The sequence below is a fragment of the Micromonospora sp. NPDC051006 genome (genome assembly GCF_044456245.1).
Taxonomy (GTDB): Bacteria; Actinomycetota; Actinomycetes; order Mycobacteriales; family Micromonosporaceae; genus Micromonospora.
Window position 1 is genome coordinate 185,642 of record NZ_JBITFP010000006.1, and the last position, 14,476, is coordinate 200,117.

The window sequence follows — 14,476 nt, forward strand, 5'->3', positions numbered from 1 at the left end:
CAGTCGATCCCTGCGCCGAGGTCCAGTTGCCCGAGCTTGGCATCGGCTGACCTGCTCGTTGCGAGGCTTGGGAGCCCCGCAACCGGCGGGGCTCCCCGGACTCGGCCCGGCTTGAACGGGCTGCCACCCTCTCCACCTTGCGGACGTGGTCATCCGGAGCCACCCCGCCTTGGGCGAGGACAGACGAATTCAACCAATCGACGCGCTCGGACGCCAACGCTCAACTCAGACGTTGAACCGGAACTGAGAGCGCTACCCCGCCACCACCGGAACTGAGAGCGCTACCCCGCCACCAGCGGATCGGCCTGAGGGCCCACACTGAGCCCTTGTCATCTTGGGTTTCGGCGGCTCTCGACGTGGTGTAGGACGAGGTCGAGGCACCACCACCGGCCTCGACGCCGGGCGCGCTCAGCGGGGATGAGGTCGGCCAGGTGGTGCGGGGTCCGGCTGGACAGCGGGATCGTGGACGTCTGAGACAGCACAGCGAGGTTCCCGGTTGGGGTATCGGATCTTGGTCGACTGCTGTTCTACCGGGACCTCGTACTATGTCGACACGCGCTACGTCCCACTTGCCGTGACCAGGTCTATCACGGCAAATGCTCCATTGCCTGAGTGAGCGGCAACTCGTAGCAGACCTCCGCGACCAGGGCACCGTCGATGTCCTCGATACGAGAGCCCTCGGGGATGGGCGTCCACCCGAGCTTTCGGTAGAAGCCCTGGGCGCCATGGTTGTCGGCTAGTACCCACAGCAGGGCTTGATCGCATCCCCACGAACGCAGCACACCGAGGCCTTGCTCCATCAGGCGCCGTCCGACGCCCTGCCCCTGCGCCTGCGGGTGCACATGGATGGCGAAGACCTCGCCCCGCTGGCCAGCCTTCTGCAGGAGAGCAAATCCTTGTGGAGTACCGTCGACATCGGCCACCAACAGAGTGTTCGGCTTGGGTGCCTGCGCCAGATACTCATGCCACCAGGCCGTCAACGATTCTGGTGTCATAGCGTCCAACACCTCGTCAGGTAGCAACCCTCGGTAGGTAGCTTGCCGCGTCGCCAAGTGGACGCGAGCGAGCCCAACCATGTCCTGCTGACCACCGAATCGAATACGCATGAACGGTCACGGTACCGGTGCGCGCAAGCAGCGCAGAACCTACAACCCTGGCGCCTGACCTTCCCGCCCAACGTGGACCACTCATAGGGGCAGTGGGACGGGAACCACGTCCTCGCACCTATACCCCGCTGGCCACTCGTCGTTACAGAAGTACTCCGAGTGGGAATGGCAGGTGCCCAGTGGCAGGCGGACTCCCTCTTAAATGCGCCCTGACCGTTCAGCGAGGCCAAGGGCACTGGTCGGTAGCCGGAAACGTGTCTGAGTCGCTGCCTGGTCACAATCGCTTGCGCATATGGATGGTGGCGACCTCGAAGCCCATTTGTTCGTAAAGCGTGCGAGCCCCGAGATTGAACCCAAAGACGCTCAGACCGACGGACACAACGCCCAGCTGCCGACAAACCTCCTCGGCCGCGTGCATGATTGCTCGGCCGTAGCCCTTCCGACGCAATTCCGGGCGCACCTCGAAGTCATAGCCAAAAGCGTGCAGCCCGTCCGACTTCCGTTCTATTTGCAGCCATAGCATGCCAATTTCAACATCGTCGTCATAGGCCGTCCAGAGATGATGACCCTCTGTGTCCAGATCATCAGGTAAGAGTTGGTTGTAGTCCTGCCGAGCTTTCTCCGAAGCCTCGGGCACTGGCATCGCGCCGGAGGTCGCAATGTTCTGCGCGTAACTTGCTTCCGCCCGCTGCCGATACAGCCGGTACTGCTCGTCGGTCATCGGTTCGAGTCTCAGGACAACCACTCGGGTACCGTATTCCACCCGCTTCCGGCGTGCCCACCCACAGACACAAAACGTAATATCACCGCTTATCGGGCAGAAGCGAGCCTTTCCCAAGCTGATCTTGCAGCTCAGGTGGTGCGGCAAGCCTGGAGATCGATGAGGCGAGGCTGCGGGCAAGACAACAGGCGACCAAGGTCCGATCCCCGGGCCGGGAGGCTCGCTCGTGCTGTCTGCCCCCTCCACGATCCCTCTGACCAGCCGCACCCTGCACCACCTCGCCGACCTCATCCGCGCGCACCGCAACCAGCACCGATCCCGAAAGCGGCGCCTCGACCCAGGTCGGCAGACGCCTGCTCGCCCTGGCCCATCTGCGCAACGGCGACACCTACATCCGGCTTACCGCCAGCTTCGCCGTCGGCGTCGCCACCACACTTGGGCTTCTGGCACTATCACCCCAATGACCAGGATTGATGTTTACTCCACCAACGCGGCCGGGATGTGGGCCAGCCTTGGCCAGTTCGTCCCTGTCCCCCAGGGCGTCCTCGCGGTGCGGACGTCGGGTAGTACCCGCGTCCTCGCTCTGCGCCGGTTGCCAGAAGCCAACCTGACCGCGCTGGTCGCGGCGCCTGGCCTGCCCGGACGCACCGTGGTAGAGGATCCCTTTGGAGTACCCGACGTTACCGCGCCCGTCGAAACCACCGTCCTGCGTATGCCAGTCATGATTCGCCCGCCCGCCCCTGTGAGGCCGTTCGACTCGGACGGCGTGTCAGTGGTGTCCGTACTCGACCGGCCAGGTCTGGAACAGGCTGAACAGGTCATCGTGGATGGCTTTCCGCTGCGCCACCTTCAGCCCTTTACCCCCGGGCAGGCGCTTCCGCCACAGGTGCTCCAGTTGCCCGGATGGCAGGTGTGGCTGGCGCGGCGGGACGGTGTGCCAGCGGCGGCTGGATATACCTACGACGATGGCGACGCTGTGGGGATCTACTGGCTCACGACGCTCTCAGAGTATCGCTCCACCGGCCTCGGGCGGGCGGTCATGAACGCTATGCTGGCCGCGCACCCGGACCGCATCGCCACGCTCGTCGCAACCCCGGCTGGCCTGCCCCTGTATCAGCGACTCGGCTTCGAGCCGGTCTCGACGGCAGTCTGGTACATGCGGATGACTAATTGAGCCCCCGCATTGCGGCCGGCCAGTCAACACGGCAGCAGCCCGGGTTCTGCCATCTCGTCTGCCGTCGACCCCGCCCTCCTGGGGAGCGGGCCGCCGCCCGGCCCGCCACGTCAAGACGGCCTTGACGCACGGTCGGACGCTGGCGGGTCGGGCGGTGGTCTGCTCGGCTTGCCCGGGTCGACGGCAGGCGGGATAGCTCGCGCAACCACTAACGGACCGCAACCCGCCGACGGGTTGCAACCATCTCGGAGCCCGAGCGCCCCCGCCGGAGGCGCAATAGCCGCAACCCCGCGACCGCCGCCAGCTCGCCGACGCGGCCAGCGTGCGCTTCCCTGCGCCGCGCGGACTCGTGGCCGCGCGGCCCGGCCGGCTGCCGGCCCACCACAGCACCGGTCAACGGTCCGTCGTTCTGCGGCGGCCCCTGGGCTTCCCGCTTCCGCGCCAGCCGCCGGCGTAGGCGTGTCGGCCGCCCTGCCGACCTACACGCATCTCCTACCGACCAGCGAGGACCGAGGGCGCCGCGCCATCGACACCGCGTTCGGCGAGGACCAGGCCGCCAAGGACGGCCCGGAAGCCGTTGACGGCCTGGAGACGGCATGATCATGGTTCAACGGCTTTCCGGACGACCTCAGGCGCAGGTCAGGGCACCTGCGCCCGTTACTTGGCGTTGAAGTAGCTCGCCTCCGGGTGGTGCACCACGATGGCGTCGGTGGCCTGCTCCGGCATCAGCTGGAACTCCTCGGACAGCTCCACCCCGATCCGCTCCGACCCGAGCAGATCCACGATCTTCGCCCGGTCCTCCAGATCCGGGCAGGCCGGGTAGCCGAACGCGTACCGGCAGCCCCGGTAGTCGTTGCGCAGCAGGCCGGCCAGGTCCGCCGGGTCGTCCTGCGCGATCGTACGGCCGCCGGGCAGGGTCAGCTCGGCGCGGATCCGCCGGTGCCAGTACTCCGCGAGGGCCTCGGTGAGCTGCACGGAGAGCCCGTGCACCTCCAGGTAGTCGCGGTACTCGTTGCGGGCGAAGAGCTTCGCCGCGTACTCGCTGACCGGCTGGCCGACGGTGACCAGCTGCAACGCCACCACGTCCAGCTGCTCGCCGCGCGGGCGGAAGAAGTCGGCCAGGCACAGCCGGCGCTCCTGCCGCTGCCGGGGGAAGGAGAACCGGGCCCGCTCGGTGTGCCCGTTCTCGTCCAGCACCACCAGGTCGTTGCCCTCGCTGTAGGCGGGGAAGTACCCGTAGACCACCGCCGCCTCGAGCACCTGGTCGGAGATCAGCCGGTCCAGCCAGTAGCGCAGCCGCGGCCGGCCCTCGGTCTCCACCAGCTCCTCGTAGGACGGTCCCTGACCGCCCCGGGAGCCGCGCAGACCCCACTGACCAAGGAAGGTGGCCCGCTCGTCCAGCAGCGCCGCGTAGTCGGCCAGCGGCACGCCCTTGACCACCCGGCTGCCGAAGAACGGCGGGGTGGGCACCTCAACATCACCGGCCACGTCCGAACGGACGGAGGAGTCGTGCAACTCCGGCAACGACTCGGTGACCACCGCCCGTTGCCGCTCACGCCGCGCCCGCCGGGCCGCCAGCGCCGCCTCCCGCTCCGGGTCGACCACCGGCGCGCCGCCACGCTTGGCGGTCATCACCCGGTCCATCAGCGACAGCCCCTCGAACGCGTCGCGCGCGTAGTGCACCTGCCCGGGGAACATCGACCGCAGGTCGTCCTCAACGTACGCCCGGGTCAGCGCGGCGCCGCCCAGTAGCACCGGCCAGCGCTCCGCGACCCCGCGCGAGGCCATCTCGGCGAGGTTCTCCTTCATGATGACCGTGCTCTTGACCAGCAGGCCGGACATCCCGATCGCGTCGGCGCGGTGCTCCTCGGCGGCCTCCAGGATGGCGTTGATCGGCTGCTTGATGCCGATGTTCACCACCTCGTAGCCGTTGTTGGACAGGATGATGTCGACCAGGTTCTTGCCGATGTCGTGCACGTCGCCGCGCACGGTGGCCAGGACGATACGACCCTTGCCGCCGTCCTCCGCGGTCTCCATGTGCGGCTCCAGGTAGGCCACCGCGGTCTTCATCACCTCGGCGGACTGGAGCACGAACGGCAGCTGCATCTGCCCGGAGCCGAACAGTTCACCGACCACCTTCATCCCGTCGAGCAGGATGTCGTTGATGATCGACAACGGACTGCGGCCCCCGGCCATCGCGGCGTCGAGGTCGGCCTCCAGACCGTTGCGCTCGCCGTCGATGATCCGCCGCTTCAGCCGCTCGTCCAGCGGCAGAGCGGCCAACTCCTCGGCCCGGCCGGCCCGCGCCGACGCGGCGTCGACCCCCTCGAAGATCTCGATGAAGTGCTGCACCGGGTCGTAGCCCTCGCGGCGCCGGTCGTAGACCAGGTCGAGGGCCGCCTCGCGCTGCTCGTCGGGGATCTTCGACATCGGCAGGATCTTGCTGGCGTGCACGATCGCCGAGGTCAGGCCGGCCTGTACGCACTCGTGCAGGAAGACCGAGTTGAGCACCTGGCGGGCCGCCGGGTTCAGCCCGAACGACACGTTCGAGATGCCGAGGGTGAAGTTGACCCCCGGGTAGCGCCCGGCGATCTCCCGGATCGCCTCGATCGTCTCGATGCCGTCGCGGCGGGTCTCCTCCTGGCCGGTCGCGATCGGGAAGGTCAGCGCGTCGATCAGGATGTCGGAGCGGTCCAGCCCCCACCGGCCGGTCAGGTCGTCGATCAACCGGGCCGCGACGCGTACCTTCCAGTCCTTGGTCCGGGCCTGGCCCTCCTCGTCGATGAGCAGCGCCACCACCGCCGCGCCGTGCTCCTTGACCACCGGCATCACCCGGGCGTAGCGGGAGTCGGGGCCGTCGCCGTCCTCGAAGTTCACCGAGTTGACCACGCACCGGCCGCCGAGCATCTCCAGCCCGGCCTCGACCACCGCGGGCTCGGTGGAGTCCAGCATGATCGGCAGCGTCGACGCGGTGGCGAACCGGCCGGCCAGCTCCCGCATATCCAGGGTGCCGTCGCGGCCGACGTAGTCGACGCACAGGTCGAGCAAGTGCGAGCCGTCGCGCGCCTGGCTGCGGGCGATCTCGACGCAGGCCCGCCAGTCCTCGGCCAGCATGGCCTCGCGGAACGCCTTGGAGCCGTTGGCGTTGGTCCGCTCCCCCACCATCAGCACCGAGGCGTCCTGGGCGAACGGCACCGGGTGGTAGACCGACGAGACGCCGGCCTCGTGCCGCGGCTCACGCGCCGCCGCGGTGACCCCGTGCAGCCGCTCGGCCAGCACCTGGATGTGCTCGGGGGTGGTGCCGCAACAGCCGCCGACCAGGCCCACGCCGTACTCGGTGATGAACCGCTCCAGCGCGTCGGCCAGCTCGACCGGGGTGAGCGGGAAGTAGGCCCCGTCCGCGGTCAGCACGGGCAGGCCGGCGTTGGGCATCACCGACAGCGGGATCCGCGAGTGCTGCGACAGGTAGCGCAGGTGCTCGCTCATCTCCGCCGGGCCGGTCGAGCAGTTCAGCCCGATCAGGTCGACCCCGAGCGGCTCGATGGCCGCCAGCGCCGCGCCGATCTCGCTGCCCACCAGCATGGTGCCGGTGGTCTCCACGGCAACGTGGCAGATGATCGGTACCGACTGCCCCAGCTCGGCCATCGCCCGCTTCGACCCGACCACCGCCGCCTTGACCTGGAGCAGGTCCTGGCAGGTCTCGATGATCAGCGCATCCGCCCCGCCGACGATCAGGCCGGCGGCGTTCTCCTGATAAGCGTCGCGCAGGGTGGCGTAGGCGGCGTGGCCCAGGGTGGGCAGCTTGGTGCCCGGCCCGATGGAACCGAGCACGAACCGGGGCCGCTCCGGCGTGGCGGCCGCGTCGGCGGCCTCCCGGGCGATCCGGGCGCCCGCCTCGGAGAGCTCCCGGATGCGGTGCGGGATGTCGTACTCGCCGAGGTTGGCCAGGTTGGCGCCGAAGGTGTTGGTCTCCACGCAGTCCGCGCCGGCGGCCAGGTAGGCGTCGTGCACGCCGCGCACCACGTCGGGGCGGGTGACGTTGAGGATCTCGTTGCACCCCTCCAACCCGTCGAAGTCGTCCAGCGTCAGGTCGGCGGCCTGCAACATGGTGCCCATCGCCCCGTCGGCGATGAGGATCCGATCGGCCAGCACGTCGAGCAACGAAGTCCGCACGGCTTCAGGTTAGTGCGACCTCCGCCGCAGCGACCGCCTCCCGCCCGGCGTCCCACATTGTGTCAGCGGGATCACGTTGTCCGGTTGCGCCGTCGGTGCCCCGGTTGTCCGGGCGTCTGAACGGCGCGGCCGACGGGCCGCATCCCGGCCCGGCACGTAGGCTGACGGACGTGAAGGAGAACAGGGACGCCACCGTGCACCAGGGGCGGACGACCGGGCTCGACCCCGCCGCCGCCCGCCACGAGCAGGGTGAGGTGACGGCGTGACGGAGTTCGACGGACTGCCGGTGCTGCGTTCCCCGGTGGCCATCGCCGCGTTCGAGGGCTGGAACGACGCCGCGGACGCGTCCACCGCGGCCGTCGAGCACCTAGAGCAGGTCTGGCAGGCCCGGCAGGTCACCGAGCTCGACCCGGAGGACTTCTACGACTTCCAGGTCAGCCGTCCGACCATCACCATGGCCGAGGGCGAGACCCGCCGGGTCGAGTGGCCGACCACCCGCTTCATGGTGGCCAGCCCCGAGGGCACCGAACGCGACGTGGTGCTGATCCGCGGCATCGAGCCGAGCATGCGGTGGCGCACCTTCTGCGAGCAGGTGCTGGAGATTTGCCACAGCCTGGAGGTCGAGCGGGTGGTGCTGCTCGGCGCGCTGCTGGCCGACGTGCCCTACACCCGGCCGCTGCCGATCAGCGGCAGCGCCTCAGACGCGCAGGCCGCCGAGCGCTACCAGCTCACCCCCACCCGCTACGACGGCCCGACCGGCATCGTCGGCGTGCTGCACGACGCCTGCAGCCGCGCCGAGGTCGACGCCGTCTCGTTCTGGGTGCACGTGCCGCACTACGCCAACAACCCGCCCTGCCCCAAGGCCACCCTGGCGCTGCTGCACCGGGTCGAGGAGGTGCTGGATCTGCCGGTGCCGATGGCCGACCTGGCCGAGGAGGCCGCCGAGTGGGAGCAGCGGGTGCGCAGCGCCGCCGAGCAGGACGCGGAGCTCGGCGAATACGTCCGCGAGCTGGAGGAACGGGTCGGCGACGCGGGCATCACCCCGCTGACCGGTGACGAGATCGCTCAGGAGTTCGAGAAGTACCTGCGCCGCCGTGGCGGGTCGGCCGGCCCGACCGCCGGCTCCTGGTAGCGCCTCTCCCCTGCCTCGGCCGGGCCCGGACGGATGTCCGGGCCCGGCCTTTTCGTGTGCGTGTCCGGGTGGCGCCGACACACCCTCTACGGCATCCTAGGAACCTAGATGTGATCAAGGAGGCGGGGATGCAGATCAATCCGGGCGCTGCCGAGTTCCCGCACCGGCAGATCGCCGCGCAGCTCAAGGCCCAGGTGCGGCGCGGCGACTGGGGGCCGGGCGAGCGCCTGCCGTCCATCCCGGCCATCGCCGAGATGTTCGGCGTGGCGAAGCAGACCGTGCAGCGCGCCGTCGACCAGCTGCGGGTCGAGGGCATCCTCATCACCAAGCCGGGCTCCGGTACGTACGTCCGCGGCACCCGGCGGCGGCTCAACCGGCTCTCCCGTGGACGCTACGGCGGCTTCCGCGGCTACCACACCGACCTGGCCGCCCGGTACCGGCAGCAGCTCGTCTCCGTCGGCCGGGCCCCGGCCCCGGCGGAGGTGGCCGACGCGTTCGGCGTGGCCGACGGCACCGACCTGCTCTGCCGGCGGCACCTGGTCCGCACCGAGGACTCCCCCGTCGAGGTGGGCGCCTCCTGGTTCATGCCCAGCGACACCGCCGGCACCACACTGGAGCGGGCCGAGGCGTTCGGCCGGCCGCTCTACCAGGAGGCCGAGGAGGCCACCGGCCGGCGCTACGTCTCGGCGACCGACACGATCAGCGCCCGCCAGCCCAGCCGGGAGGAGGCGGAGACGCTGCAGATCCGCCCCGACACCCCCGTGCTGCACCTGTTGCACGTCGCCTACGACGGTGCCCACAAACCGATCGAGGTCGCCCAGGCCACCTGGCCCGGCCCGATGACCACCCTCACCGAGGAGTACAAGATCCCGGCCCCGGCCGCCGACCCGGAACCCGACCCCGGGCTCGTCCTCGGCTGACCGCCCCATCCGGGCGACCCGGCCCAGGCTGGCGATCATGCAGTTGTGGTGGGCGGATTGCCCACCGTCGTGCCTTTCGCGAGGCACCACAACTGCATGATCGACCCGGGACAGGGGTGGGCAGGGGTGGGCGGGGTGGGGGCGGGGGTTAGAGGCGGATGCCGAGGAGGGCGTCTACCGTCTTCGCGAAGAGGGCGGGGGCGGTGGAGTCGTCGCCGGTGCCGGCGAGGGCCTGCTCGGCCCAGGCGTCGGCCACCGCCAGGGCGCCCGGGCTGTCCAGGTCGTCGGCGAGCCGGTCACGTACGGCGGCCAGCAGCTCGGCCTCGGACGGCCCTGCGGGCGCGGCGGCGGCCCGCCGCCAGCGGTTCAGCCGCTGCTGCGCCGCGCTCAGCAACTCGTCGGTCCAGGTGCGGTCGCTGCGGTAGTGCCCGGTCAGCAGCGCCAACCGGACCGCCATCGGGTCGACCCGGTCGGCGCGCAGCCGGGAGACGAAGACCAGGTTGCCCCGGGACTTCGACATCTTCTCGCCGTCCAGCCCGATCATGCCGGCGTGCACGTAGTGCCGGGCGAACGGCGCCTCGCCGGTCAGCCGCTCGGCGTGCGCCGCGGACGCCTCGTGGTGCGGGAAGAGCAGGTCGTTGCCGCCGCCCTGCACGTCGATCTGGTTGCCCAGCAGGTTCAGCGCGATCACCGCGCACTCGATGTGCCAGCCCGGGCGACCCGGCCCGAGGTCGCCGCCCGGCCAGGACGGCTCACCCTCGCGGGTGCCGCGCCAGAGCAGCGGGTCGAGCGGGTCGCGCTTGCCGGCCCGGTCCGGGTCACCGCCGCGCTCCGGGAAGATCTTCAGCATCTCCTCCCGGCTCAGGTTCGACTCGTAGCCGAAGCGGGGCGTGGCGGAGATGTCGTAGTAGACGTCGCCGGTGCCGTCGTCGAGGCGGTAGGCGGCGCCGTCCTTGAGCAGCAGCTGGACCTTTTCGGCGATGTCCGGGATCGACTCCACGGCGCCCACGTAGTGCTCCGGCGGGATGATCCGCAGCGCCTCCATGTCCTCGCGGAACAGCGCCGTCTCGCGCATCGCCAGGACCACCCAGTCCTCGCCGTCGCGGGCGGCCCGCTCCAGCAGTGGGTCGTCGATGTCGGTGACGTTCTGCACGTAGCGGACCGGACGCCCGGCGTCCAGCCACATCCGCTGCACCAGATCGAAGGTGATCATGGTGGCGGCGTGGCCGAGGTGGGTCGCGTCGTACGGGGTGATGCCGCAGACGTACATCCGCGCCACGTCCGTCGGATCGCTCGGGTGCACGCCCTGCCGCGCCGAGTCGTACAACTCCAGCGGCCGGCCGCTACCCGGCAGCCGCGGCACCTCGTGTCCCGTCCACGCTTCCATGACCGCCAGCCTAACCAGCCGGCCGGAGCCGGGCGGCCGCCCCCACAGGTGATCAACATGACAGCAGGTCGAGGCGGGGCCGCTCAGCTCACATCGGCGGCCAGGGCACCGCCGGCCAGCCCTCCGACGGCAGCGGGAACCGGCCGGTGTCGCGCAGCCGGTCGATGCGGGCGGCCAGCTCGGCGATCTCGCTGATCGTCAGATGGTCGTCGAGTTCGGCGCCGAGCGGGCCGGTGACCTGGCCGGCGAGCGCGTCGAGCATCTGCGTCGCGTCCGGCGGCAGCTGCCGGCCGGCCCAGCCCCAGAGCACCGTGCGCAGCTTGCCCTCGACGTGGAAGCTCACCCCGTGATCGACGCCGTAGATCCGGTCGTCCGGCCCGACGAGCACGTGCCCACCCTTGCGGTCGGCATTGTTGATCACGGCGTCGAGGACCGCGAGTCGGGCCAGCCGGGGATCGTCGGCGTGGGCCAGCGCGTACGGGGTGCCGTCGTCGTCGCGGGCGGCCGCGATCGGGAACCAGCGTGGCGGCAACTCGTCGGCCGGTACGAACCCGACCAGCGGCTCGGCCTCCTCCGGCTCGTCGATCCAGAGCTGGCAGGACCCCGGCCCGAACGGGCCGTCGCGCAGCACCGTCGGCGGCACCAGATCCCAGCCGGAGGCCCGGGAGACCAGGTAGGCCGAGACCTCCCGGCCGGCGAGGGTGCCGTCAGGGAAGTCCCAGAGCGGGCGTTCGCCCCGCACCGGCTTGTAGACGCAGCGGGCGCTGAGGTCGTCCAGGGTCAGCACCCCGCGCAGGGTGGTGTTCGACGCGTCGACCAGCCGGCCCTCCAGGGCGAGCTCGCCGTCACGCAGCAGCCGGAGTGCGGCGCTGCCGTCCTGTCGGGGCTGGATGCCGGACGACGTCACCGGTGGTAACCGTTGTGCCGCGGGCAGAGGTGCCCGGCGGGATCCAGCGGTTGGCCGCAGAGCGGGCAGGGCGGTCGACCGGCGTTGACCACCCGCCGGGCCCGCTCGATGAACTCGCGGGTCGCCTGCGGGGTGAGCCGCACCCGCAGCCGGTCGAGGTCCTCGTCCGGCTCCTCGTCGTCGTCATCGTCGTCATCGTCGTCGTCGGATTCGCCCAGCTCGACCTCGGCCTCCGCCTCCCCGGCGGCGATCGCCTCGATCACCACGGTGGCGCTGTCGACGTCGAAGGCCAGCCCGAGGGTGCCGACGCGGAACTCCTCGTCGACCGGCGTGTCCAGCGGCTCGTTGTCGCCGATCACGGCGGGCACCTCGGGCAGATCGACCCCGAAGCGGCGCTGCGCCTCGGTGAGCAGCTCCTCGAGCTTCTCGGCGAGCAGGGACACCTGGACCTTCTCCAGCGCGACGCTGACCAGCCGGCCGCCGCCGCGCGCCTGGAGGAAGAACGTGCGCTCCCCCGGCGGCCCGACGGTCCCGGCGACGAACCGCTCCGGCGGCTCGAAGGCGTGCACCTGGTGGGTCATACCCACGACCCTATCCGGCCCGTCATGGCGTCGCGCACCCCACCGACCCGAATCGCCGCCCGGCCGGCGCGCCCGCCGTACCGCCGGACCCGGTCGGGCGTGGCGACCCCGCCGGCCTCGGGGTCGGCTCGGCGCCGCCCGCGGGGTTCAGCGGGCCGCACCGGCGCCGCCGCCCACCGCGGCGTCTGAGTCGGTCGGCCGGGGGGCCCGCCGGCGGCGCTTGCGCGGCGCCGGGACCAGACCGGTCAGGTCGCCGCCGGTGTCGTTGAGCCGGACCAGGAACGGTCGCAGCGGGGTGTAGCGGATCGCGGTCACCGATGCCGGGTCCGCGACGATCCGCTGGAAGAGATCCAGGTGTACGCCGAGCGCGTCGGCCACGATGGCCTTGATCACATCGCCGTGGCTGCAGGCCAGCCAGACCGCCTCGGGCCCGTGCTCGGCGGTGACCCGGGCGTCCCAGGAGCGCACCGCCGCCACCGCGCGGGCCGCCATCGCGGCCATGGCCTCACCCTGCGGGAAGACCGCGGCACTGGGATGCTGCTGGACCACCGGCCAGAGCGGCTCCTTGGCCAGCTTCTTCAGCGGCTGCCCCTCCCAGCTGCCGTAGCCGCACTCGATCAGCCCCTCCTCGACGGCCGGGGTCGCGTCGGGCAGCGCCAGCTCCAGCGTCTGCCGGCACCGGATCAATGGGCTGGTCACCACGGCGGCCAGCGGCAGGCCGCGCAGCCGCTCACCCACCGCGGCGGCCTGCGACCTACCGGTCTCGTCCAGCTCGACCGGTTGCCGACCGGCCAGGCCGCCGTCGGCGTTCGCGGTCGTCCGGCCGTGTCGCAGAAGCAGAAGGGTCGCCACGGGGACCACCCTATGACCTCGCCGACCTGCCCGACCGGCCGCGCTCGCCGAGCGTACGCATTGCACGCGCTTCGGGCCCTTGCCCGGTGCCCGACGGAGGTCCCCGCAGTCGGACCCCCCATGGTCCGTTCTGTCTCGCCCGACACGGCGGTGTCCAGGCTGGGTTGGTGCTGCGATGGGCGATCTGGAGTCGATCGGGCGGGTCCGTCAGGTTTGACCAACTCGGGCTCACTGATGTCGGCCTGTCCCGGTGGCTTCGTCACCCCGATTTCAGTGATCCCGGGGCGGTCGCCGGTACTGGCGCTGGCGTGGGCTCGGCGGGCCGGCCACCGGCCCGGACCGTATCGGCGGGGTGCTCGCGCGCGCGGACGCGTGCGCGACAGGCCGAGACCGGCCGGTGCCGTGTGGGCTGATTGTCCGGTTTCCGGGGCGCAATCTGCGAGGGCTGGCGTCGAGCCGACATGCATGCCTCCTGCGGCAGGCCGAGGCCCGTTGCGACCCGTGCCAGCTGGGCACATCTGGGCGATTTGCGGTGTGACCGGGGGCATCCCGGGCCCGGAATGGTGGGCGGCCGGGCGTCGTTGAACATCCCCGACGGCCGAGGTAGCAGCCCCGCCCGCAGGCCGGTTCATCCGGTCGCCGACGGTGGCCTGGCCCCCGGAATGATGGTGGGCAGCCGGTCGTTACACCTGGACCCGGCACCCGTGAGGCCCCCGCCTCGCACGTCGGACCCCCCTGGCCGATGAGCCCCTGTCGTGTGGCCCGGCCGAAATGACTTTCCCCTTGTTTGCATGAGCGCCTGTCGAGGTGCTGCACACCCGCGCACTGTGCCGACCCCTATCGGCTGTGGGTGTCTACCCCCGAATTGGAGCTTTCCTGATGAATACGATCATGCGTAAGAGCGTTCTGAGTGTTGCTGGTCTGGCTTTCGCCGGTGGCATCTTCGCCGGCCCCGTCGCCGCTCACGCCGCCGCGCCGGCCGTGGACGCCAAGCCCGTTGCGGTGGTGCAGGTGGACAAGCCGGGTGTGGACAAGGCGAAGCTGATCCCGCACGGCGTGCAGGGCGAGCAGTCCCGTATCGACCTGAACGACGAGCAGACCAAGAATGTGAAGGCGATCATCGCCGGGACGAAGAAGTCGGGTCTGGACGAGCGGGCCGCGGTCATCTCGATCGCCACGTCGCTGCAGGAGTCGAAGCTGGAGAACCTGGGCCACCTCGGCGACGCCAACGACCACGACTCGCTGGGTCTGTTCCAGCAGCGCCCCTCCTCGGGTTGGGGTACGCCGGAGCAAATCACCGATCCTGAGTACTCGACGATGGCGTTCCAGAAGGGTCTGAAGCAGGTCGACGGGTGGCAGGACATGCCGCTGACCGAGGCCGCGCAGACGGTGCAGGTGTCGGCCTACCCGGACGCCTACGCCCAGTGGGAGCAGCAGGCCGCTGACCTCGTCGCCCAGCACTGGAACAGCTGACAACCACAGAATGGTCTGACCGCTGGCCGGCACCCTGACACGGGTGCCGG

12 protein-coding genes and 1 pseudogene are annotated in these 14,476 nt (G+C 70.7%); 6 read left to right on the top strand and 7 right to left on the bottom strand.

Features of this window, described 5'->3' with window-relative positions:
- Positions 1-587: 587 nt before the first annotated feature.
- Positions 588-1,106 carry a GNAT family N-acetyltransferase gene (locus ACIBBA_RS13300; RefSeq protein WP_396696847.1) on the bottom strand — a complete coding sequence of 173 codons (519 nt, stop codon included), beginning with the start codon at positions 1,104-1,106 and terminating at the stop codon, positions 588-590.
- A gap of 274 nt (positions 1,107-1,380) precedes the next feature.
- Positions 1,381-1,827, bottom strand: a complete 447-nt coding sequence (locus ACIBBA_RS13305; RefSeq protein ID WP_396696849.1) for a GNAT family N-acetyltransferase — start codon at positions 1,825-1,827, stop codon at positions 1,381-1,383.
- A gap of 226 nt (positions 1,828-2,053) precedes the next feature.
- Here ACIBBA_RS13305 and ACIBBA_RS13310 point away from each other — a divergent pair.
- The 3 genes and pseudogenes from ACIBBA_RS13310 to ACIBBA_RS13320 form a co-directional block, all read left to right on the top strand.
- A pseudogene (locus ACIBBA_RS13310) lies at positions 2,054-2,258 on the top strand (IS5/IS1182 family transposase); the annotation flags it as partial.
- A 29-nt stretch (positions 2,259-2,287) separates the two neighbouring features.
- Complete coding sequence (locus ACIBBA_RS13315) at positions 2,288-3,001, top strand: GNAT family N-acetyltransferase (protein WP_396696851.1); 714 nt, start codon at positions 2,288-2,290, stop codon at positions 2,999-3,001.
- A 459-nt stretch (positions 3,002-3,460) separates the two neighbouring features.
- Positions 3,461-3,601: a hypothetical protein gene (locus ACIBBA_RS13320; protein WP_396696853.1), complete on the top strand. Its 141-nt coding sequence runs from the start codon at positions 3,461-3,463 to the stop codon at positions 3,599-3,601.
- A gap of 57 nt (positions 3,602-3,658) precedes the next feature.
- On the opposite strand, the gene metH is transcribed toward ACIBBA_RS13320, so the two are convergent.
- Complete coding sequence (gene metH / locus ACIBBA_RS13325) at positions 3,659-7,174, bottom strand: methionine synthase (RefSeq protein ID WP_396696855.1); 3,516 nt, start codon at positions 7,172-7,174, stop codon at positions 3,659-3,661.
- Between the two features lie 262 nt (positions 7,175-7,436).
- On the opposite strand from metH, the gene ACIBBA_RS13330 reads away from it, so the two are divergent.
- Positions 7,437-8,306, top strand: a complete 870-nt coding sequence (locus tag ACIBBA_RS13330) for a PAC2 family protein (RefSeq protein ID WP_350876985.1) — start codon at positions 7,437-7,439, stop codon at positions 8,304-8,306.
- A 128-nt stretch (positions 8,307-8,434) separates the two neighbouring features.
- A complete protein-coding gene (locus tag ACIBBA_RS13335; RefSeq protein ID WP_396696858.1) occupies positions 8,435-9,226 on the top strand; it encodes a GntR family transcriptional regulator in 792 nt (263 codons plus the stop codon).
- 148 nt (positions 9,227-9,374) lie between these two features.
- Here ACIBBA_RS13335 and mshC read toward each other — a convergent pair whose 3' ends face one another.
- The 4 genes from mshC to ACIBBA_RS13355 form a co-directional block, all read right to left on the bottom strand.
- The gene (mshC, locus tag ACIBBA_RS13340; protein ID WP_396696860.1) at positions 9,375-10,613 is read right to left on the bottom strand and encodes a cysteine--1-D-myo-inosityl 2-amino-2-deoxy-alpha-D-glucopyranoside ligase; all 1,239 of its coding nucleotides are present in this window, start codon (positions 10,611-10,613) and stop codon (positions 9,375-9,377) included.
- 88 nt (positions 10,614-10,701) lie between these two features.
- On the bottom strand, positions 10,702-11,520 hold the full coding sequence (locus ACIBBA_RS13345) for an SCO1664 family protein (RefSeq protein ID WP_396696862.1): 819 nt from the start codon (positions 11,518-11,520) through the stop codon (positions 10,702-10,704).
- A complete protein-coding gene (locus ACIBBA_RS13350) occupies positions 11,517-12,101 on the bottom strand; it encodes a DUF3090 domain-containing protein (protein ID WP_396696864.1) in 585 nt (194 codons plus the stop codon). The genes ACIBBA_RS13345 and ACIBBA_RS13350 overlap by 4 nt, the downstream gene beginning before the upstream one ends.
- 147 nt (positions 12,102-12,248) lie before the next feature.
- A complete protein-coding gene (locus ACIBBA_RS13355) occupies positions 12,249-12,962 on the bottom strand; it encodes a histidine phosphatase family protein (protein ID WP_396696866.1) in 714 nt (237 codons plus the stop codon).
- A gap of 870 nt (positions 12,963-13,832) precedes the next feature.
- Between ACIBBA_RS13355 and ACIBBA_RS13360 the strand changes: the two genes are divergently transcribed.
- Positions 13,833-14,426, top strand: a complete 594-nt coding sequence (locus ACIBBA_RS13360; RefSeq protein ID WP_396696868.1) for a hypothetical protein — start codon at positions 13,833-13,835, stop codon at positions 14,424-14,426.
- Positions 14,427-14,476 lie beyond the last annotated feature (50 nt).